Raw genomic sequence first — 21740 nt, 5'->3', positions numbered from 1 at the left:
CCATGACCGCCAGTGGATCCGAAATGAACAGCTAAAAAGCCCCGCCTCCCGTCCTTCGCCCCCTACAATCAAGTTCATTACCGATGATCAACAAACCGCCCACAGGAGCACAGCATGACCGCAACCGTTCTGGTACTGGTGGAAACTGTCAACGAATACCTGCCGATCCTGGAACGCCAGGGCTATCACCTGGAATTGGCGCCAACCCCTGCCGAACGCAGGACGGCGATATTCGAACACGGCGATCGCTTCAGCGCCGTGTTGACCCGCGGCCCACTGGGTTTGACGGCGGAGGAAATCGCCGCCCTGCCCAACCTGAAAATCATCTGCGTGATCGGCGCCGGTTATGAACAAGTGGACCTGCAAGCGGCCAGCGACCGTGGCATCGTCGTCACCAACGGTGCCGGGGTAAACGCTTCCTCGGTGGCCGACCATGCCATGGCGCTGCTGCTGGCGCTGGTGCGTGACATTCCTCGCGCCGATGCCAGCGTGCGCCGTGGTGAATGGGCGAAAGTCATGCGCCCGTCCCTGGCCGGCAAGCGCCTGGGTGTACTCGGCCTGGGCTCCGTGGGCATGGCCATTGCCAAGCGGGCGGCCCTCGGTTTCGACATGAGTGTCAGCTACCACAACCGCAGGGTGCGCAATGATGTCTCCTATACCTTCTGCGCCACGCCCATGGAACTGGCTCGCGCCTCCGATTTCCTGATCATTGCCACGCCCGGTGGCCTGGACACCCGCCAGCTGATCAACAAACAAGTCCTCGATGCCTTGGGGCCCAACGGCTTTTTGGTCAACATCGCCCGGGCCAGCGTCGTCGCGACTGGCGATCTGCTCAACGCCCTTGAACAACGGCGAATTGCCGGAGCGGCCCTGGACGTGTTCGATCACGAACCCGAGGTACCCGATGCGTTGAAAAAACTGCCAAACGTGGTGTTGACGCCCCACGTCGCAGGCTTGTCGCCGGAAGCGACCCGCGGGACGGTGGAGCTGGTGGGCCAGAACCTGACCGCGTTCTTTTCCGGTAAACCGGTGCTGACCCCAGTGCCATTGCCCGAGGCGCGGATTTGAGCCGAACACTGGCTCAACTCCACCGTTGTCCTCGGGACAGACTGGCAAACCCACAGGCCATCAGGCCGGCTGATTACCCTGCAACACGCTAACCTATAAGACCCGGGCGTGCTTGTGGCGCCTGCGTCACCCCATTAGATTAGCCAATGATCGATGGCCTCCAAAATAAGCAGAAGGGATAAGCATGGCAGTTACTGATCAGTCCACCCGGGTGCGCGACGGTGAAGAACTCGATGCCAGCCTGATCGACCCGTACCTCAAGGCCCACATTCCCGGCCTGAGCGGCACACCGGTGATCAGCCAGTTTCCTGGCGGCGCGTCGAACCTGACCTACCTGCTGGAATATCCCGAACAGGAATTCGTGCTGCGCCGTCCGCCGTTCGGCCACAAAGCGAAATCCGCCCATGACATGGGCCGCGAGTTTCGTATCCTCAATCAGTTGCGCGACGGTTTCCCGTATTGCCCGAAAGGCTATGTGCATTGCACCGATGAGTCGGTGATGGGCGCCGAGTTCTACGTGATGGAACGGGTCAAAGGCATCATCCTGCGCGCCGAGTTGCCGCCGGAACTGGGCTTCGACGCAGCCCGTACCGAAGCGCTGTGCAAGAGTTTCATCGACCGTCTCGTCGAACTGCACCGGGTCGATTACCAGGCGTGCGGCTTGGCCGACCTGGGCAAGCCTGAAGGCTACGTGGCCCGACAGATTCGTGGCTGGAGCGACCGCTACGAAAAAGCGCTGACCCCCGACGCGCCGAAATGGGAGGTGGTGAAGGCCTGGCTCAACGACAAGATGCCCGCCGATCACCCCACCTCAAGCATCGTCCACAACGACTATCGCTTCGACAACGTGATCCTCGACCCGGAAAACCCGATGCAGATCATCGGCGTGCTGGACTGGGAACTGACCACCCTCGGAGACCCGCTGATGGATTTGGGTAACAGCCTCGCCTACTGGATCGAGGCCGGCGATCCGGCGCCGGTGCAATTGCTGCGCCGCCAGCCCAGCCATGCGCCGGGCATGCTGACCCGTCGGGAATTCGTCGATTACTACGCCGAGCGCGCCGGCATGCGCATCGACAACTTCGACTTCTATTACACCTACGGACTGTTCCGCCTGGCGGGTATTGTCCAGCAGATCTACTACCGCTTCTTTCATGGCCAGACCCAGGACAAACGCTTCGCGCAGTTCGTTCAGATGAACCAGCTGCTGGAGCAGATGAGCCTGCAAGTCATCCATAAATCCACGCTCTGAGCGCACCTATAACAAGGAAACAGCATGTCCAAGACTCAGTTGTTCGACCTCGACGGCAAGATCGCCTTCGTTTCCGGCGCCAGCCGCGGCATCGGCGAGGCCATCGCCAAACTGCTGGCCCAGCAAGGCGCCCATGTGATCGTCTCCAGCCGCAAGCTCGACGGTTGCCAGCACGTGGCCGATGCGATCATCGCCGCTGGCGGCAAGGCCACCGCCATCGCCTGCCACATTGGTGAAATGGAACAGATCAGCCAAGTGTTCGCCGGGATTCGCGAGCAGTTCGGTCGTCTGGACATCCTGGTAAACAACGCAGCCACCAACCCGCAATTCTGCAACGTGCTGGACACCGACCTGGGCGCGTTCCAGAAGACCGTCGACGTCAACATTCGCGGCTATTTCTTCATGTCGGTGGAAGCCGGCAAGCTGATGCGTGAAAACGGTGGCGGCAGCATCATCAACGTCGCGTCGATCAACGGTATTTCGCCGGGCATTTTCCAAGGCATCTACTCGGTGACCAAGGCCGCGGTGATCAACATGACCAAGGTCTTCGCCAAGGAATGCGCGCAGTTTGGCATCCGCTGCAACGCGCTACTGCCGGGGCTGACCGACACCAAGTTCGCCTCGGCGCTGGTCAAGAACGACGCCATCCTGAAAACCGCCCTGGCGCAGATTCCCCTAAAGCGCGTGGCCGATCCAAGCGAAATGGCCGGCGCAGTGTTGTATCTGGCCAGTGATGCGTCGAGCTACACCACAGGCGTGGCGCTGAATGTGGACGGGGGGTTCCTGTCCTGAGATTCTCCTCGCAGAAATGAATATTTATTCCACCAATTGCAATTTAGGAATATTTATTCCATAAAGAGCCCTTCTGAAAATAAAAATTCAAAGGGCTCTTCTCATGCGTGAACTCGGCATCGGTCTGATTGGCACCGGCTTCATGGGCCGTGCCCATGCCTTGGCGTTCCACAATGCCAAAGCGGTGTTCGACCTTCCCCTGGACCTGAAACTGGCCGCCCTGGCTGACGCCGATCCGCAGCGTGCCCGACAGTGCGCCCAGAGCTGGGGGTTCGAGACGTCCCACGGCGACTGGCAGCAACTGATCGACAATCCCAACGTCCACCTGATCGCCATCACCACGCCCAACCATTTGCATTATCCGATGGCCTTGGCCGCGCTGGCCGCGGGGAAACCTGTCTACTGTGAAAAACCCCTCGCAGTTTCCCTGGAACAGGCCGACCGCATGCGACAGGCCGCCAAGGCCGCCGGCGTGGTGACGCGAGTCGGCTACAACTATCAGCACAACCCGATCATCCAATTGGCGCGGGAGATGATCCAGCGCGGGGACTTGGGGCGGATCGTCAGTTTCCAGGGCGAATTCAGCGAGGACTTCATGGCCGACCCCACCTCGCCGTGGTCATGGCGCTGCGAAGCCGAGCATGCCGGCGGTGCCTTGGCCGACCTGGGCAGCCACTTGCTGGCCATGGCCCGGCATCTGCTGGGTGACATCGAAGCGGTATGCGCCGACAGCCAGACCGTGCACAGCCAACGCCCCGCTCGCGCAGGCACCGCCGAACAACGTGCCATCGCGGTGGACGACCAGGTCCACGCGCTCCTGCGCTTCGCCAATGGCGCGCGGGGCACGGTCAGCAGCAGCTGGCTCAAGCACGGCTACAAGAACCACCTGAGTTTCGAGATCAGCGGCACCCTCGGCACCCTGGCATTTGATCAGGAACGGCTGAACGAATTGCGCGTCTGTCGCGCCGGCCAGCCGGGCTTCCAGCGCTTGCTGGCCGGGCCGGACCTGCCCGGCTATGCCGCATTCAGCCCGGCCGCCGGACACCAGTTGGGGTACAACGAATTGAAGACGTTGGAAGTGCAGGAACTGATCATGGCCCTCGCTGGCGAAGGCGGCAGCGGCACGGATTTCGAGGAGGCTTGGGAGGTGGAGCGACTGGCGGCGGCGATTCGCGTGGCGGCGCGGGAGGAGCGTTGGGTGAAAGTCAGGGAGCGCTAGCCACTGATTTCCCACTCTGGCCATACAGAGGCATGTTCAGCCTGAATTTTCTTGGGCTTGCAACCCAACCAACCGCCCCGCCAACGCCTTGGCCTGGCTCGCCACATCAGTTACGGCAGTACTTTCCCACCACATCCCCCGCAGTGGCGGGCCCATGGCGAACAGGCGGCTGGCCGGCTCGCCTTTGGCATCCAGCACCGCGCCGTCGGCACGCGCGGCGATGCCCAAGGCCAGCGGCCCCGGCTGGATCAGCCCTCGGGCCAGCAACTGTTGCGGCAACGGTCGTGCAACGCGTCGCCAGTCATATTCGATGCCGCTGGAGTTGATCAACGCGGCGCCCTGCACCACTTCCAGTCCGGCCTCTCCCCGTCGGCGAACATTAATGGCCACCGATCCCCCGCCAGACACCGCCAGTCCCTTGAACGACGCCGCCTGGATCCGCAGCCGCCCTTCCTCGTGCAGACGCGCCACCAGCTCCGCGCTCAACGGTGGCGAGCGATGGTGATGGCTTTCCCACCACGGCCGCACATGCCGCACGAACTGTCGGCGCTGCACATCGCTGGCCTGGTTCCACAAACGCCCGATGTGCGCGCGCACGGTGTCCAGCGGTGCCTGCCAATCAACCCCTTCGGCCTGCGCTTGACGGCATTGCTCGCGCAGGGCGCGCATCAACTGGCGGGGCGAACGCAGGTTGTGATCTTCGGCGAGGAAGTCCACCCAGGCCGGTGGCTGGCGGCGCACATGGGGCAGCAGGCCGTGGCGGGAAAACACTTCGATCGGCCCGCGATGCCCGGCCTGCTCAAGCGATACCACCGCGTCGACCATGGTCAGCCCCGAGCCGATGATCAGCACGGTGGATTGCGGATCCAGTTCACGCATCGCGGCCACATCCCAGGGATCCAGGGCCGCGGCATTCAAGCCGCTGGATTCGGTTTGCGGAGTGCGCGCCGCCGGGAACATGCCCGTGGCCAGCACCGCGAAACGGCCACGCAGGACTTGGCCGTCGTTCACCGTCACCCTCACGGCATCGTCGACAAGCCGCAGGTCCACGGCCTCCCCACGCACGTGCTCGGCGGTCGAACCGTTTTGTGCGCCCCACTCCCGAGCCTCGGCCAGGCGCTGCTGCACATAAAGGCCAAACAGCCCTCTTGGAGGAAACAGCTCGGTGACCGGCACGTGCTGCTGGTCCGACTCAGGCCAGCCGCCCGCCTCGATGAACTCGGTAAGCCATTGCGTAAGGTCGTCGGCATTGTCCGGGTCGACGCTCATGCGCGCCGCGTTGCCGTTCAGCGTATGGCCCAACTCCACCGCGCTATAGGCCTCGCCCCGGCCCAGCTCACTGCGCGGCTCGACAATCAACACCTCGCGCCGGCCCGGCAGGCGCAGCAACTGCGCGGCCAGCATGGCCCCGCTCAGGCCGCCGCCGATGATCAGGATGTCGGCTTCGCGGGTATTGCCTTTCATCGTTTGCGCCAGCGCTGTGTCCATACCGCTCTCCAGGAATCAAATCACCACATTGCGTACGAATCGCGCCGCCACCGCGCCATCATTGCGATAGGCATGGGGCTGGTTGCTGGCAAACATGAAAAACTCACCGACGCCTATGCGGCGCTCTTCACTGCCCAGCAGCAACGTCAGGCAGCCTTCGAATACATAAAGTTGTTCGCTCCATCCATCTGCATCGCACTCGGAATGGTAATGCTCGCCCGGCTCCAGCCGCCATTCCCAGAGTTCTACCTCACGGCTGGCGGTGGCCTTGGCGAGCAACACAGCTTTGCTGCCCGGGATCACACCGGCCCAGACCAGTTCGTTGATGCGGCTCGGGTCGCGGGCTTCGGGGGCCTGGATCAAATCGCTGAAGGCCACGTCAAGGGCTTCGGCGACCCGATCAAGGGTGGTCAGGCTGACATTCTTTTCGCCGGCCTCGATGGCCACCAGCATCCGCCGGCTGACCCCGGACCGTTCGGCCAGCGCCGTCTGGCTGAGCTGGGCGGCATGCCGCAAGCGGCGGACGTTCTGGCTGACGTGTTGCAGGACGGAGGCCCGCTGCCCATTTTCTTTGTGCACTATATTGCTCATTTGCCGGGGTTGCGCATTATACTGCCCACCTTCTTCATCCGGGCGCATTGTGCGTCCGCCTCATGTGGCGCGCAAGGTCATGGCATCGGTGAATTCCCCTCAAGCATCCTCCCGTTTTCCAAGGCTCAGCAAGGCCGAATGCGTGCTCGTGCTGATCACCATGATCTGGGGCGGCACCTTCCTGCTGGTGCAGCACGCCATGACGGTCAGCGGGCCGATGTTTTTTGTCGGCCTGCGCTTCGCTGCCGCGGCGGGCTTCGTTGCGCTGTTCTCCTGGCGCCATCTGCGAGAACTGACACTGTTCGAACTCAAGGCTGGGTGTTTCATCGGCGTGGCGATCATGCTCGGTTATGGCTTGCAAACCGTCGGCCTGCAAACCATTCCCAGCAGCCAATCGGCGTTCATTACCGCGCTCTATGTACCCTTCGTGCCCTTGCTGCAGTGGCTGGTGCTGGGTCGGCGGCCTGGATTGATGCCGAGCATCGGCATCATGCTGGCGTTCACCGGGTTGATGCTGGTGTCCGGCCCGGCCGGGGCGTCGTTGAATTTCAGTCCGGGCGAAATCGCCACGCTGATCAGCGCCATCGCCATTGCTGCGGAGATCATCCTGATCAGCGCCTATGCCGGCCAGGTCGATGTGCGCCGGGTGACCGTGGTGCAACTGGCAAGTACGGCGGTGTTGGCCTTCCTGATGGTGGTGCCGACCCAGGAAGTGATTCCTGACTTTTCCTGGCTGCTGTTGATCAGCGCCGTCGGCCTGGGCGCCGCCAGCGCAGCGATCCAGGTGGCGATGAACTGGGCACAGAAAAGCGTCTCCCCCACCCGCGCCACGCTGATCTATGCCGGCGAACCGGTGTGGGCCGGCATCGCCGGGCGCCTGGCGGGCGAACGGTTGCCGGCGATTGCACTGTTGGGCGCTGGATTGATCGTGGCGGCGGTGATTGTCAGCGAGTTGAAGACCCGGGGCAAAAATGCCGTTGAGGTGATTGAAGTGCCTGAACGCGAGGGTTGATTACCCTTCCCTCGCACGGATTTGAAAGATCCGGACGAAGTCAGCCACGAACAATCAAGTTATCTAGATCGTAGACGCCACCGCCTTGCATGACGTCGACACGGTGCAAGATGCGCAGCGCCCGATTACCGGGTTGCTCGCTGCGAGGCGCCGAACCGCTGAGCAGTAACGCCCTGTTGTCCAACGTGAACTGTGCGTTGAGTGTCGGCGTCGCCGCGACAGCTTTCCAGAAAGCATGTTTGAACAGGTCGAAACGCTCGAAGACTTGCCCGCGCAATTGATCGGCAACCAACGCCGGGACAGGGGCACCCTGGCTGCTCGCCGCTTGCGTCTGCCAGGCCTCAGCCACCGCCAGCCCTGCTCCGCTGACGACACCGGGACAATCCCGACGGTCGTTGAACATCACGTAGACCGGCTCCAGCCCGGAATCGTGGGGGAACACCACGACGTAATCATCGAATCGCACCTCTTCGACAGAGTCGAACGAGGCCAATTCTGGCACCGATGAAGACCGGACAAAGCCAGCGGAGTCGAGCCGATCCTGCTTGGGCGTCGCGGCTGATTCCACGCCACGGGGTAGCGCCCATTCGACAACGGAGGACTGCGGGCCATCCGTCGTCAAACGGTAAACCCTCTCGTCTTCATGCCAGAGCGCCGGCCTGACACGAACCTTTGCGGGCAACGCCCCGGCGCAGGGAGTGATGTAGATTTCAAAAAGCTCGCGTATTGCTTTCAGCCCATAAGACAGGCTGCCGGGTTTCACGGCGACCGTCGTGGTGCCCATTCGCATCGGCAACTCGACTTCGCCACGCTGAGCGGCAAGTGCCTGCCAATCAGGATCGATCAGCGAGAGTTCGGCCAACGCCACGCAGAGGCCAAAGCGCACTGCCTTGGCTCGACTGGCGAACCTGAAGTTCAGCACGCCGACGTATTTTCCGAGATGCTCCCGCGCGCCGTCAGTCATCGACCAATTGAACTCGGCGACTGCGGAACGGAGCGTCTTTTGCAGGTCTGTTCGCTGGCGGGGCACCAGCGGCTGCGCATTGCTGATTAACAGACTTGGGCGTTCCAGATTGTCGGCGGCAGACAGACGAAACAAAGTGGCGCCGAGGTCTGTTCCCCGTATATGCACAAGCTGCCCCAAGGTATTGTCCAGCGCGGTTTCGGCCTTGGAGTGAAGCTCCGCGTGGCGCTGGGCAATCAACGACAAACGCGCAATATAACGGCTGTGGTTGACAGTCGCCTGCTGCAGATTGGCTTGCCAGGTGGTCCCGTCCGCTTTGTTGTAGGCAAGATTTTGCTTGGCTGCGTTCTTCGCAAATTCAAGGCGCATTTTTTTGCGTCCGAATGCACCTACGGCCATGAGCACATCGTGCTGTGCGCGCTCGACGTGACGGATGGCTTTTTCCATGTTCGCCAGTGTCGCGCTTGGACTCTGTTGGGTTTGCAGCGCCTTGATAGAACTCTCAAGCAGCGTGAAGGCCGATTCGGTCGTTCGCTCCGCAGCGGCAAGGTCCGCTGTCACCCGCTGCGTGTTGGCAAGCTCGCGCTTGGCTCTCGCTGTCGCCTGCTCGGCTGAGCTCAACCTGGGTCCTGGCTTGACCGACGCCGGAAGCGCCCCGCCCTTGAAAGGAATGATGTTGTTTTTAAGATGCCAGTGTTTTACGTAATAAACGACTGCCCCGGAGGAGTTCCGGTTCGTGGTGTCCTCTGGGTAAAACAGCAGGTCCGCACCGCCGGGATGCCCCACTATTCGATCAAAGTGATTAATCAGCCTGTCATGATCTTCTTCACGAATATCGACGTTCCAGATCTGGTCGACGAACATCTGAAACTCGGACTCGGTGTAATCCTGGAGTTTTGCTTTAAGTTCCATCTTTGGTTTTCCTTGTTTAAGCGTGTGCCTTCGATGACGCGCCTGCTCACGACGGGTTGAGCAGGTGCGTTCAAAGGGCTGGTTTATTCTGGCTTGAAGCCTGGTTTGTTATGGCGGGATCGCCATTCCTTGACTTCTTTCAGGGTCCCTACGAGGCCGTCATCTTGGCCTTTGCTGGGGGACGAGAAATAACGCCATAACCGTCTGGATGCTCAGTGACAGCTTCGAAATAGGGAAGCGCTCATCACCTTGATCAACGGTGTCCTTTATCTATTAACGTGAAGACCAAGGTTTTTACTCTCATATCCTGGGTATATTGAAAAACAACCTTTTTATCGGGATACAATTCTGGGTCCAACGGGTACGAATCCCACCCCCCAGTCATCCCTATCGGAACTGGCATTTTTATAGGGCCTTTCGATTCCATCGGCTCACCAAAAATGGCATGGACATCAGACTGCGTCATCTCTGGCATATAGGGGGCAGGAAGCTCGCCTTGATATTTGGAGGTCGAAGGTGTGGTTCGTATGAGGGTAACGAAAAGCGTCTCGAATCTCCTTGTCTCCCGCCAGAAGTCCAGCTCTATGCCCGATTCGGGTACAAGCCAAAGTTGATCGTCCCCTTCAAAAATTTCGGCCAATGGCTGATCAGGCAGTATGCCTTCGCTTACCAATACGTCATGTTGACTTCCTACACGCTCAATGAGGACTTCAAGTTCAAAAGACTTCATCAATACCATCCTTGTTTTTTATGCAGTTCATGCAACGACTTTAGGGCGGCATCTATATCTGACTCTGACGCTCCAGACTCAATAAGCCCCGGCTTCAGGGCTGCCGAATTACTGTTCACCGCCGCCTCCAGATCTGCAGCGTCGTTCATGCTTTTTTCGAAACTGTTGCGGCCACCATAAGTCTCACTGAATTTTTGATGGACACTCGAAGGAATTGCAATACACGGTGCCCGTCGGATGGCATCCCGGATTTCGAAAGGTGTCATATCTTTATAGTTCATGTGAATATAGGCCTTTAACGCCTTCCTAGACGGTATGTGATCAATATCCAACCCATCCCCTCTGCTTCGACCACTGAGCTCGTTATACGGCCCTACCTCCAACGGTTCCACCGGAGGGCCGACAAACACCAACCCCGGCGAAGGCAGTTCAGTGTCTACCGGATACCCCGGAATATTGGCACCGACCTGCCCCGGATCAATAGCCGGAAACGTCTGGTTTTCCGGTAGGACGGGGATGACAGGGTTGCCGGGATATACCGTCGAGAGTGGCGGTGTAATCGGTAAGGTGGTCGGGCCGAGCAGTTCGATGCCCGGCGGGACCAGGGGTGTTCGGGTGCCGTTGCCGACAGGCGCCGCCGGCCAGGGTATGACGGCCGGGACGATACCCGGTGTGCCGAGCAGGCTGTTTGGCGTGGTGATGCTGATGCGGTCGAGGTTGAATGGGTTTTCACCCAGCTCTGCCCGCTCCTGGTAACGCAGTTCGAATTCGCGACGCTCACCCACCCACGTGCTTTTCGGCGCGTAGGGGGCAAAGCCTCGTTCGATGCGTTTCTGATTGACCTCGTCTGCGCTGCTGAACAGCGTCGGATGCTCGGCCAGGGTTTGCCATACAGCCTGATCGAAAGCACTGAACGACTTGATTTCCCGCGCCCGTAACTGGTGGCCGAGCTGTTCGGGAATGGCTGCGCCCTGGGCCTGGCTTGCGGTATTCCACCAATCATTCGCTGCCGGTTTGCCAGCGCCCGTGACGATGCCCGAGCCGAGGGGTGGCAAATCGAAAGAGAAATAGGTGGGTGGCAGGCCAGGCACGCAGACGATGCAGTCTTGAATGCGCAGGTCCACGCCCGTCGGAAGGGTCTCGACGTGTGGCGCCATGAGCATCAGCACTGGCGGGCTTGTCGGGGCAGTGTGTGGCACCGCGTCAGTGGCGAACTGTAGTTGCCGGGTTACAACGCCAGGAACTTCGGCCTTATAGAGGCCGGACAATGGGTCCAGGACTGCATTGATGACCGGAACCTGAGCACTGATTGCCCCGCCGGTATTGGCGACGTGGATCGTGGTGCCTTCGGATACGGTTTCAGGTTTAAGCCGGTGAGGCATTTCTACCGAGCCACCTGCATCGGCAACTGACCTAAGCCTCTGCTCGTCCGCCAGACCCAGTGCCTGGGCCGGTACGCCAACGCCTTGAAACAGTCGTCGACGTTGCTCGACAGTAAGTTCTCCGTTGCCCAAAGGGATGTGGTGTGTCGCCAGCGAGATAAATAAACCTGGCCCCTTCAAGGCAATGCTCTTCAACTCACCGAGCATCGCCACGGCCGACTGGACAGCCTTGTCCAATACCGCCGTGTCTTGCCGGGGCACAAACGCGGTCCCCTGGCTCAATACCATCCCGCCGCCAGTCATCGAAAGCGCAGGCACACTCAGGGTATGGACTTGCCTGAACCGCTCCAGTCGAATGCTTTCATCCACTTGCTGTTTAAAGCGGATGCGCTCCGCTCGCTGCTCGGCATACTGGCGTTGGCGCTCCCAGACAACCTCTCGCTCCCGCCAAACCACGGTCTGTTCGGCATGGTGCCGGGCCAGCGCGTTGGATTTTTCGGTCAGGGCCTTGATCTGCGCAGACAGTATTTGCGCCTCTTGGGCAGCGGTATAAGCCTGCTCCCAGAGTCGATGACCTTCTTCAGCCGCGGCGCCGAATTGAGCCAGTCGCGTGCGGTAGTCGTTCGCCGAACGTGTGAGCGGACTCTGCCCGTCGAAGACACGGGCGGCGAGATTCTTGGCGTTGAGCTCCTGGGTCTTGCGGGCGATCAGCCCGTCGATTTCGTTTTTTTCCATGGTGATGGTGTAAAGCTGCCAACGTTCGGTCGAGTTCGAGGCAGGCGGCCGTCTTGCAGCAGAGATTTCCTTTTGCAGCGACGCGTCGAGTTGTTGCTTTTTATTCGCGAAGTGTCGATCCACCTCGGCCCGGGCGGAGGTGTGGCGCTGCACCATGGTCGCCAGCACTTGTTGGCGCGCTTGGTCCTTGGCCTTCGCGGCAGCGACGGCCTTGGCTTTCGCAGCGTCGGCTTTCGCTTTTGCAGCGGCTTTCGCTTCTTCGGCCTGGCGTTGGAGCGTCGCTCGCCGCCGCTTTTCCATCCCCTTGGCTGAACGCTTTGGGCCGCCTGTCGCTCCGACGCGGTTTCCTCCGAAGCCGCCGCCATACCCGCCGCCGGAACCGCCACCCGGTGCGGGCCGCCCCGGTCTGATGACTACTGTTCCATCTGATCCATCGTTAAGTGTTTGCTTTGCCATACAGTTCTCCTTTTCTGTATGGCGCAGCATGGCGATGGAGCCCTGTTCGGGTGCGGTACATATGCACCGCACCCGAACACTGTCTTTAAGGCAGGAGTGCCTTGTTACCCTTGGCCGATCCCAACGAACCGGCGCTTACCGAAACATCCAAAAATAGGAAAAATCCATCTGCCTTGTAGGATTCTGCGACACCCTCGCGGTTGGTGATCTGGAATACGCCACGTATGATCCCGGACAACCTTTGCCGAATAGAAACCTATGTCACTGATAGTTCTATTGCTTTTGCCCTTCATCGGCAGCTGCCTGGCGGCCTTGCTGCCGCATAACGCGCGTAACGCCGAATCCTTGCTGGCGGGCCTTGTGGCGCTGGCCGGCACCGTTCAGGTGGCATTGTGGTACCCGCAGATCGCCGATGGCGGCGTGATCCGCGAGGAATATTCATGGTTGCCGAGCCTGGGCCTGAACCTGGTGCTGCGCCTGGACGGTTTCGCCTGGCTGTTTTCATTGCTGGTGCTGGGCATCGGCACGCTGGTGTCGTTGTACGCCCGCTACTACATGTCGCCGGACGATCCTGTACCGCGTTTCTTCGCGTTTTTCCTGGCGTTCATGGGCGCCATGCTCGGGTTGGTGATTTCCGGCAACCTGATCCAAATGGTGTTTTTCTGGGAACTGACCAGCCTCTTCTCGTTCCTGCTGATCGGCTACTGGCATCACCGCGCCGACGCTCGACGTGGTGCCTACATGGCGTTGATGGTGACCGGCGCCGGCGGGCTGTGCCTGTTGGCCGGGGTGATGCTGCTCGGCCATGTGGTGGGCAGCTATGACCTGGACAAGGTCCTGGCCGCCGGCAACCTGATCCGTGACCATGCCCTCTACCCCATCCTGCTGCCGCTGATCCTGATCGGCGCCTTGAGCAAAAGCGCCCAGTTTCCTTTTCACTTCTGGCTTCCCCACGCCATGGCCGCGCCCACGCCGGTGTCGGCGTACCTGCACTCGGCGACCATGGTCAAGGCCGGTGTCTTCCTGTTGGCGCGGTTGTGGCCTTCGCTGTCGGGCAGCGAAGAATGGTTCTACATCGTCGGCGGCGCAGGCGCTTGCACCTTGGTGCTGGGCGCCTATTGCGCGATGTTCCAGAACGACCTCAAGGGCCTGCTCGCCTATTCGACCATCAGCCACCTCGGGCTGATCACCTTGCTGCTGGGCCTGAACAGTCCGCTGGCGGCGGTGGCGGCGGTGTTCCATATCCTCAACCACGCGACGTTCAAGGCTTCGTTGTTCATGGCCGCCGGGATCATCGATCACGAGAGTGGCACCCGGGACATTCGCAGGCTCAGTGGCCTGGTCAGGCTGATTCCGTTCACCGCGACCCTGGCCATGGTCGCCAGTGCGGCGATGGCCGGGGTGCCGCTGCTCAATGGTTTCCTGTCCAAGGAGATGTTCTTCGCCGAAACCGTGTTCATCTCGGCCACGGCCTGGGTCGAGTTGGCGCTGCCAATCATCGCCACCATCGCCGGCACATTCAGCGTCGCTTACTCCCTGCGCTTTACCGTGGATGTGTTCTTCGGCCCCACCGCCACCGACCTGCCCCACACGCCTCATGAACCGCCGCGCTGGATGCGCGCGCCGGTGGAGTTGCTGGTGTTCACCTGTCTGCTGGTGGGGATTTTTCCGGCCCAGGTGGTCGGTTCGTTGTTGGCCGCCGCGGCGCTGCCCGTGGTGGGCGACCCGCTGCCCGAGTACAGCCTGGCAATCTGGCACGGGCTGAACGCGCCCATGATCATGAGCCTGGTGGCGATGTCGGGGGGCATCGTCCTGTATCTGCTGCTGCGCAGCCAATTCAAACAAGGCCACATCAAGCATCCGCCGTTGATCGGTCGCCTCAGTGGCAAGCGGCTGTTCGAACGCTGCCTGGTGCTGATGATGCGCCAGGGCCGACGGCTGGAGCGCAGGATCAGCACCCGGCGCCTGCAAGCCCAACTGTTTTTCCTGGTACTGGCGGCGGTGTTGGCCGGGCTGATTCCGATGCTGCACAGCACGCTGGTCTGGGGCGACCGGCCGAAGATTCCCGGCTCCGTCGTGTTTGTCACCCTGTGGGTGCTGGCCATCGCCTGTGCCTTGGGCGCAGCCTGGCAGGCCAAGTATCACCGTCTCGCGGCGCTGACGATGGTCAGTGTCTGTGGCCTGATGACGTGCGTGACCTTCGTCTGGTTCTCGGCCCCCGACCTGGCCTTGACGCAACTGGTGGTTGAAGTGGTCACCACCGTGCTGATCCTGCTGGGCCTGCGCTGGCTGCCACGGCGGATCGAAGACGCGCTACCTCGGCCGAACAGCGAACGGCGCGCACGTATCCGGCGCCTGCGGGACTTGCTGCTGTCCGTCAGCGTCGGCGCCGGCATGGCGCTGCTGTCCTATGCAATGCTGACGCGCCAGACGCCCAATGACATCTCTTCGTTCTACCTCAGTCGGGCGCTGCCCGAAGGCGGCGGCACCAATGTGGTGAATGTGATGCTGGTGGACTTCCGCGGCTTCGATACCCTGGGGGAAATCACCGTGCTGACGGCGGTGGCCCTCGCGGTGTTCGCCTTGTTGCGACGGTTCAGGCCGCCCAGGGAAAGCATGCAACTGCCGGCGCAACAACGCCTGCTGGCGCCGGACGTGGTCACCGACCTGGTCAACCCGCGCCACGCCAGCGACACCGCGCTGGGCTTCATGATGGTGCCCTCGGTGCTGGTGCGGCTGTTGCTGCCCATCGCCTTGGTGGTGTCGTTCTACTTGTTCATGCGTGGCCACAATCAACCGGGTGGCGGCTTTGTCGCTGGGCTGGTGATGTCGGTGGCGTTCATCCTCCAATACATGGTCGCCGGCACTCAGTGGGTCGAGGCGCAAATGAGCCTGCGACCGCTGCGCTGGATGGGCACCGGGCTGCTGTTTGCCACCGTCACCGGCCTGGGTGCGATGGCGGTGGGCTATCCGTTCCTGACCACCCACACCTGGCATTTCACATTGCCGCTGCTGGGCGACATTCATCTGGCCAGCGCGCTGTTTTTCGACATTGGCGTGTACGCCGTGGTGGTCGGCTCGACGCTGTTGATCCTCACCGCCCTCGCCCACCAGTCGGTGCGCGCGCACAAACCGAGCCTGCATCCCAAACCCGTCGCACAACCGATAGGAGCCGCCTGATGGAAGAAGTCATCGCAATTGCAATCGGCGTGCTGGCCGCCTCGGGGGTCTGGCTGGTGCTGCGGCCGCGAACCTTCCAAGTGGTCATGGGCCTGTGCCTGCTGTCGTATGGCGTCAATCTGTTTATCTTCAGCATGGGCAGCCTGTTCATCGGCAAAGAGCCGATCATCAAGAACGGCGTGCCCCAGGATCTGTTGCACTACACCGACCCACTGCCCCAGGCCCTGGTGCTGACCGCCATCGTGATCAGCTTCGCCATGACCGCGTTGTTCCTCGTGGTGTTGCTCGCGTCCCGGGGACTGACCGGCACCGACCATGTGGACGGTCGGGAGCCCAAGGAATGATGCTGACGTCTCACCTGATCGCCGCGCCCATCCTGTTGCCGCTGCTGACTGCCGCGTTGATGCTGATGCTCGGCGAAAAGCACCGTCCGCTCAAGGCGCGGATCAACCTGTTTTCCAGCCTGCTGGGCCTGGGCATCGCCGTGCTGTTGTTGCGCTGGACCCAGGACCAGGCGCTGCCCGCGTCCATTGGCGTATACCTGCCGGGCAATTGGCAGGCACCGTTCGGTATTGTGTTGGTGGTCGATCGCCTGTCAGCCCTGATGCTGGTCCTGACCGGCATCATCGGTGTGTGCGCCCTGCTGTTCGCCATGGCCCGATGGGACCGTGCCGGGGCGAGTTTTCATGCCTTGTTCCAGATCCAGCTCATGGGCCTGTACGGCGCGTTCCTGACGGCGGACCTGTTCAACCTGTTCGTGTTTTTTGAAGTCTTGCTGGCGGCTTCCTACGGTTTGATGCTGCATGGCTCGGGCCGGGCGCGGGTGTCGTCGGGGCTGCATTACATTTCCATCAATCTGCTGGCTTCGTCGCTGTTCCTGATTGGCGCGGCCCTGATCTACGGCGTCACCGGGACATTGAACATGGCCGACCTGGCCTTGAAAGTGCCCCTGGTGCCGGAAGCCGACCGCGGCCTGCTACACGCTGGGGCGGGGATTCTCGCGGTGGCGTTCCTGGCCAAGGCCGGCATGTGGCCGCTGAACTTCTGGCTGGTGCCGGCCTACAGCGCGGCCAGCGCCCCGGTGGCGGCACTGTTTGCGATCATGACCAAGGTGGGCGTCTATACGATCCTGCGCTTGTGGACGCTACTGTTTTCCGGGCAGGCCGGCGCGTCGGCGTATTTCGGGGCGGATTGGCTGATCTACGGCGGCATGGCGACGATCGTCTGCGCGGGGATCGCCATCCTCGCGGCCCAGCGCCTGGAGCGCATGGCCAGCCTGAGTATCCTGGTCTCAGCGGGGATCCTGCTGTCGGCCATCGGCTTTGCCCAGCCCAACCTCGTCGGGGCCGCGCTGTTTTACCTGGTGAGTTCGACCCTGGCGCTCTGCGCGCTGTTCTTGCTGGCCGAGTTGATCGAACGGTCACGCTCGGCCAACGAAGCGCCATTGGACGATGACCTCGACAGCCTGCCGCGCCCGCTGGAATCCCTACAGCCGCCCAAGGGCATCAACCTCGACGACGAGCAGAAGGCCGTGGTCGGCCAAGTGATTCCCTGGACGATGGCCTTCCTCGGCTTGAGTTTCATTTTCTGTGCATTGTTGATTATCGGCATGCCGCCGCTTTCAGGCTTCATCGCAAAATTGGGTCTGCTCCATGCGTTGCTCAATCCCCAGGGGCTCGGCGCGAGTTCCGAGGTACCCGTGTCGCCCGCGGCGTGGGGCTTGCTAGGGTTGCTGATCCTGTCGGGGCTGGCTTCGCTGATTGCTTTTTCACGACTGGGCATCCAACGATTCTGGACGCCGCAAGAACGGCCCTCACCGCTGCTGCGACCGTTCGAATGTCTGCCGATCATCGTCTTGTTGGGCCTGGGGATCGCCTTGACCTTCAAGGCTGAGCCGTTGCTGCGCTACACCCAGTCCGCCGCCGACGCGCTGAACAACCCCGAACATTATGTGATGTCGGTGCTCGCCACCCGCACCGTGCCCAACCCTGAAACCCGCGCTGGGTTGCGCGAGGTGCAGCCATGAAGCGTCTGTTTCCCGCGCCGTGGCTGTCCCTCGCGCTGTGGCTGCTCTGGCTGGCGTTGAATCTGTCCCTCAGCGCCGGTCATGTGCTGCTTGGCGCTGCGCTGGGCTTCCTGGCGCCGTTGATGATGCGCCCGCTGCGACCACGCCCGATCCGCATCCGGCGACCGTGGGTAATGCTGCGGCTGTTCTTGTTGGTGGGGCGCGACGTACTGGTGTCCAACGTGGCCGTCGCCTGGGGCGTCCTGAATGCCGGGCGCCGTCCACCTCGCTCGCGGTTCCTCAAGGTGCCGCTGGATCTGCACGATGCCAACGGCCTGGCGGTGCTGTCGATGATCACCACGGTGATTCCCGGGACGGTCTGGTCGGAACTGGCGCTGGACCGCAGCATCCTGTTGATGCACGTGTTTGATCTGGAGGACGAAGCGGCATTCATTGCGCATTTCAAGGCCACCTACGAGCGCCCCTTGATGGAGATTTTCGAATGAGCCCGCTGCTCTCCAATGCGATCCTGCTGAGCCTGTTTCTGTTTTCGCTGACTATGGTCCTGACCCTGGTGCGTCTGTTCCAAGGCCCTTCGGCCCAAGACCGGGTCCTGGCGCTGGATTACCTGTACATCGTTGCGATGCTGATGATGCTGGTGCTGGGTATCCGGTATGCCAGTGACACGTATTTCGAGGCAGCGCTGCTGATCGCCCTGTTCGGCTTTGTCGGCTCGTTCGCCTTGGCCAAGTTCCTGTTGCGTGGCGAGGTGATCGAATGATGGGCGAACTGTCGTTGTGGGTGGAGATCCCGGTGGCAATCCTGCTGGTGTCCAGCAGTGTGTTCGCCCTGACCGGGGCGATCGGGCTGGTGCGGTTGAAGGATTATTTCCAGCGCATGCATCCGCCGGCGCTGGCCTCGACGCTGGGCGCCTGGTGCGTGGCGCTGGCCTCGATCATTTATTTCTCGGCCCTCAAATCCGGGCCGGTATTGCACGCGTGGCTGATACCGATCCTGCTGTCGATCACCGTGCCGGTGACCACCTTGCTACTGGCCCGGGCGGCCTTGTTCCGCAAGCGCATGGCGGGGGACGACGTGCCGGCGGAGGTGAGCAGTCGCCGGACCGACTGACAGACATTTCGAGCTGGTACAGCTTTTGTGGCGAGGGAGCTTGCTCCCGCTGGGCTGCGCAGCAGCCCCAAGGCCTGCCACCTTGGTGTGTCAGGCTGATTGTGTTCAATTTTTCTGGGAGGGCTGCGCCCTCCAGCGGGAGCAAGCTCCCTCGCCACAACGGCATTCGTGAATCAAGCCCACGCCACCGTCAGCAACCCCGCCCCTAACACGACACACAACGGCGAGTAGACCCAGGTGTCGAGCCGGGCGAACGTCGAGTCCTTGACCTCCTTGAAGAAGCCCACCAGGTTCGACTCGCCGATGGCGCGGGCAAACATCACCAAGGCAATCGCGCTGATCAGCCACTGCAGGGCCCGGTGGGTGACGGGCGGCGCGAGCAAGCCGACCCGCAGGCACACCAGCACCGCAATCATCAGCAGCGCGATGGCCACCAACAACGTCAGCCATCCCGACGGGTTGAATGCCGGCCGCAACGTGCCGCCCTGCTTCACCGGAACCTGCGGCACCACCGCAGAAGCCGCCCATCGGCCGCCGAGGGCCCAGTACATATGAATCAAGCTGATGGTCGCAAACACTGCGACCAGCGACCGAGCCACTAAAAGCGTCATTCGCCAGCCTCCTGAATAAGGTTGAACAATCATCCTAGCTGGAATTTGGCATTTCGCTGGACGGGCGCAGGTTGCCAGTTTCCAGCGAATGACGCCTTGCCCAGGATCAACTGTTCAATCGGCTGGCATCGAGCGCGCTACAGGGCGGCGGAAACCCTGTCGGCAACGTCCTTGGGCAACCATGCTTGCCAGACCTGGGGATGGGCCTTGAGGAACGCCTCGGCCGCTTCACGTGAAGGGGTGCGTTTCTCGCTCATGTCGGCCAGGGCCTTGTTCAGCGGTTCGATGGGCAAGTCGACCTTGCTGAAGAACTCGGCGATGTCGGGATGCTGCTTCTGGAACGGCGCGGACACGCCAATCGACAGTTTCGAGGCCAAGGACCGGGTTGGCTTCGGATTCGGGTTGTCGGCGTCGGTCAGGGTTTTCCAGGCCTCGGCATCGAACGGGGGCTCTTGCAGTTGCACCAGTTTAAAACGTCCGAGCAACGGCGTCGGCGACCAGTAATAAAACAGGACGGGCTTGCCACGACGGATCGAGGAAGTGATTTCCGCGTCGAGGGCGGCTCCGGAGCCGCTGCGAAAATTGACATAGCTGTCGGAAAGACCGTAAGCCTTGAGCTTCTGTTTATTGACCACTTCGGACGTCCAGCCGATGGGGCTGTTGAGGAAACGTCCCTTGTCGGGGCTTTCCGGGTCCTTGAACACGTGCTTGTAGCGCGCCAGGTCCTCGACGCTACGCAGGTCCGGCGCCAACGCCTTGATGCCCTTGGCCGGGTCACCCTTGATGACGTATTCCGGCACCCACCAACCTTCGGTCGCACCCTTGACGGTATCGCCCAGGGCGACCACCTTGCCTTCAGCCTCGGCCTTGACCCACACCGGGCTGCGCCCCGCCCATTCCTCGCCGATCACTTGGATGTCGTTATTGGCCAGGGCGGTTTCCAGGGTAATGGTGGTGCCCGGCAACGTATCGGTCGGTAGCCCGTAGCCCTTTTCGACGATGACCCGAAGGATGTCGGTGATCAGGCTGCCGCTCTCCCAGTTCAGGTCGGCGAAATGGATCGGCGCCGATGCGGCTGATGACGGGAGTGGCGAAACCAATGCAGCGAGGGTGGCCCAGGCAGCCAGCCACTGTCGAACGCGTTTCATGCTTGATACCTCATGCCGGATACAGCAGTGACCGAACGGCGTTGCGAACCAAGCGCAAGCCTGTGAATAATTCAGTCAATTGACTGTAGCCAAGGTTCCAGCAAGCGCCGTGTAAAAACTGTTACAGGTGCGCAAAGTCCGAAAGCGATTCAAACCGATGCGTCCGTTTACTTAGCTGCGGCGCACTTTCTATTCGCTGGCCTTGAATGTCACGAGTTCGCCCTTGCGCCATTTGGCTGCCTTCGCAGTGACCGCTTTCAGAGTCTTGGTCAAGCCTTCCAGCAACTGCTCGTTGGCCGCGAACACCGTCACCACGCTGTGGCCTTCCTTAAACAGGATGGCATGACCGTCTGCTGTCGTGACGAACGCGTAGTCACCCAGGCCATAGACTGTCAACTTGATCTCACGAAACTTGATTTCAAACTTGCCACCCTCGCGACTTGGCAATACCGCCGCGCGAAAATGGTCGCCAACCTTGAGTTCGAGCCTGGGCTTGTCATCCACCACCAGCGCCGATTCGGTATCGATTTCGGCAATGTAAATACCTTCGGCGGTCTGCTCGGTAACGTAGACAAACCGTGACTGGAATTGCTTGACCAGTTTTGCCCGCAGGTCACCCAGAACAAATAACGCATGCATGTCGAGATTACTTACTGCCAAGGAAACATCCCCATCTTTTTAAACGGCCCACGCTCCAGGCGTGGACCAAGAGAACCCGCACGGTCGCAAGGGACCTGTCATTGAATTCAAAAGTGAACGGCGCACCCTGACCCAGGGCGAGAGAAGACTAAAGGATCGCCACGCTCGCTGTCTTTCCCAGAGATCGTCAGGGGCTGAAGGAAAACACCACACTGATTATCGGAAAAGGTGGGACTACTAACTTTAGGGAAATTTCTCACTTAAAAAAGCATTTTTCTGACATCGAGACCAAAAAAAATTGCTTTAGATAGGCACCACATCCACACGGTGCTGCTGATTCTAGAGCAGCCAACGGCGTGGAGACTACTCGAAACAACCGACAATTCGTCGGTAAACCATAGAAAAGGAATTCACATGGGTACTTT

The 21740-nt window shown here is 61.1% G+C and carries 20 protein-coding genes; 11 read left to right on the top strand and 9 right to left on the bottom strand.

Going from position 1 to position 21740, the window contains the following annotated elements; genetic code table 11:
• Window positions 1–114: 114 nt before the first annotated feature.
• The 4 genes from HU762_RS20495 (at window position 115) to HU762_RS20480 (ending at window position 4331) form a co-directional block, all read left to right on the top strand.
• Window positions 115–1068 carry a 2-hydroxyacid dehydrogenase gene (locus HU762_RS20495; protein WP_186640096.1) on the top strand — a complete coding sequence of 318 codons (954 nt, stop codon included), beginning with the start codon at window positions 115–117 and terminating at the stop codon, window positions 1066–1068.
• A 184-nt stretch (window positions 1069–1252) separates the two neighbouring features.
• Window positions 1253–2320, top strand: a complete 1068-nt coding sequence (locus tag HU762_RS20490) for a phosphotransferase family protein (protein ID WP_186640094.1) — start codon at window positions 1253–1255, stop codon at window positions 2318–2320.
• 24 nt (window positions 2321–2344) lie between these two features.
• Window positions 2345–3112: an SDR family oxidoreductase gene (locus HU762_RS20485; protein WP_003180553.1), complete on the top strand. Its 768-nt coding sequence runs from the start codon at window positions 2345–2347 to the stop codon at window positions 3110–3112.
• Between the two features lie 103 nt (window positions 3113–3215).
• Window positions 3216–4331, top strand: a complete 1116-nt coding sequence (locus HU762_RS20480; protein WP_186640092.1) for a Gfo/Idh/MocA family oxidoreductase — start codon at window positions 3216–3218, stop codon at window positions 4329–4331.
• A gap of 36 nt (window positions 4332–4367) precedes the next feature.
• Here HU762_RS20480 and HU762_RS20475 read toward each other — a convergent pair whose 3' ends face one another.
• On the bottom strand, window positions 4368–5819 hold the full coding sequence (locus HU762_RS20475; protein WP_186640090.1) for an FAD/NAD(P)-binding protein: 1452 nt from the start codon (window positions 5817–5819) through the stop codon (window positions 4368–4370).
• A 15-nt stretch (window positions 5820–5834) separates the two neighbouring features.
• On the bottom strand, window positions 5835–6398 hold the full coding sequence (locus tag HU762_RS20470; protein ID WP_186640088.1) for an XRE family transcriptional regulator: 564 nt from the start codon (window positions 6396–6398) through the stop codon (window positions 5835–5837).
• 91 nt (window positions 6399–6489) lie between these two features.
• Between HU762_RS20470 and HU762_RS20465 the strand changes: the two genes are divergently transcribed.
• Complete coding sequence (locus tag HU762_RS20465; protein ID WP_189664456.1) at window positions 6490–7422, top strand: DMT family transporter; 933 nt, start codon at window positions 6490–6492, stop codon at window positions 7420–7422.
• Window positions 7423–7462: 40 nt separating this feature from the next.
• Here HU762_RS20465 and HU762_RS20460 read toward each other — a convergent pair whose 3' ends face one another.
• From HU762_RS20460 to HU762_RS20445, 4 genes are all read right to left on the bottom strand, one after another.
• Complete coding sequence (locus HU762_RS20460) at window positions 7463–9298, bottom strand: bacteriocin immunity protein (RefSeq protein ID WP_186640084.1); 1836 nt, start codon at window positions 9296–9298, stop codon at window positions 7463–7465.
• 83 nt (window positions 9299–9381) lie between these two features.
• The gene (locus tag HU762_RS26785; protein ID WP_238340417.1) at window positions 9382–9441 is read right to left on the bottom strand and encodes a hypothetical protein; all 60 of its coding nucleotides are present in this window, start codon (window positions 9439–9441) and stop codon (window positions 9382–9384) included.
• A 110-nt stretch (window positions 9442–9551) separates the two neighbouring features.
• On the bottom strand, window positions 9552–10028 hold the full coding sequence (locus HU762_RS20450) for a DUF6392 family protein (RefSeq protein WP_186640082.1): 477 nt from the start codon (window positions 10026–10028) through the stop codon (window positions 9552–9554).
• Window positions 10028–12631 carry an S-type pyocin domain-containing protein gene (locus HU762_RS20445; RefSeq protein WP_238340414.1) on the bottom strand — a complete coding sequence of 868 codons (2604 nt, stop codon included), beginning with the start codon at window positions 12629–12631 and terminating at the stop codon, window positions 10028–10030. The genes HU762_RS20450 and HU762_RS20445 overlap by 1 nt, the downstream gene beginning before the upstream one ends.
• A 228-nt stretch (window positions 12632–12859) precedes the next feature.
• Here HU762_RS20445 and HU762_RS20440 point away from each other — a divergent pair, with 228 nt between their 5' ends.
• The 6 genes from HU762_RS20440 to HU762_RS20415 are packed head-to-tail and all read left to right on the top strand — an operon-like array spanning window position 12860 to window position 18917.
• Window positions 12860–15781: a monovalent cation/H+ antiporter subunit A gene (locus tag HU762_RS20440; RefSeq protein ID WP_186640080.1), complete on the top strand. Its 2922-nt coding sequence runs from the start codon at window positions 12860–12862 to the stop codon at window positions 15779–15781.
• Complete coding sequence (locus HU762_RS20435) at window positions 15781–16125, top strand: Na+/H+ antiporter subunit C (protein ID WP_038579788.1); 345 nt, start codon at window positions 15781–15783, stop codon at window positions 16123–16125. The genes HU762_RS20440 and HU762_RS20435 overlap by 1 nt, the downstream gene beginning before the upstream one ends.
• A complete protein-coding gene (locus HU762_RS20430) occupies window positions 16122–17807 on the top strand; it encodes a monovalent cation/H+ antiporter subunit D (protein ID WP_186640078.1) in 1686 nt (561 codons plus the stop codon). Before HU762_RS20435 ends, HU762_RS20430 begins: the two co-directional genes overlap by 4 nt.
• Window positions 17804–18292, top strand: a complete 489-nt coding sequence (locus HU762_RS20425) for a Na+/H+ antiporter subunit E (protein WP_186640076.1) — start codon at window positions 17804–17806, stop codon at window positions 18290–18292. Before HU762_RS20430 ends, HU762_RS20425 begins: the two co-directional genes overlap by 4 nt.
• Complete coding sequence (locus HU762_RS20420) at window positions 18289–18567, top strand: K+/H+ antiporter subunit F (RefSeq protein ID WP_186640074.1); 279 nt, start codon at window positions 18289–18291, stop codon at window positions 18565–18567. Before HU762_RS20425 ends, HU762_RS20420 begins: the two co-directional genes overlap by 4 nt.
• A complete protein-coding gene (locus HU762_RS20415; protein WP_186640072.1) occupies window positions 18564–18917 on the top strand; it encodes a Na+/H+ antiporter subunit G in 354 nt (117 codons plus the stop codon). Before HU762_RS20420 ends, HU762_RS20415 begins: the two co-directional genes overlap by 4 nt.
• Window positions 18918–19090: 173 nt before the next feature.
• Here HU762_RS20415 and HU762_RS20410 read toward each other — a convergent pair whose 3' ends face one another.
• From HU762_RS20410 to HU762_RS20400, 3 genes are all read right to left on the bottom strand, one after another.
• The gene (locus HU762_RS20410; protein WP_186640070.1) at window positions 19091–19528 is read right to left on the bottom strand and encodes a DUF3995 domain-containing protein; all 438 of its coding nucleotides are present in this window, start codon (window positions 19526–19528) and stop codon (window positions 19091–19093) included.
• Window positions 19529–19665: 137 nt separating this feature from the next.
• Window positions 19666–20676 (bottom strand): ABC transporter substrate-binding protein, encoded by a 1011-nt coding sequence (locus HU762_RS20405; RefSeq protein WP_186640068.1) that lies wholly within the window; start codon window positions 20674–20676, stop codon window positions 19666–19668.
• Between the two features lie 189 nt (window positions 20677–20865).
• Window positions 20866–21315: a hypothetical protein gene (locus HU762_RS20400; RefSeq protein ID WP_186640221.1), complete on the bottom strand. Its 450-nt coding sequence runs from the start codon at window positions 21313–21315 to the stop codon at window positions 20866–20868.
• Window positions 21316–21740: the final 425 nt, after the last annotated feature.

Source organism: Pseudomonas sp. SWRI92 (genome assembly GCF_014268685.1).
Taxonomy (GTDB): Bacteria; Pseudomonadota; Gammaproteobacteria; order Pseudomonadales; family Pseudomonadaceae; genus Aquipseudomonas; species Aquipseudomonas marvdashtae.
This window is presented reverse-complemented; position numbering and strand designations above follow the sequence as displayed.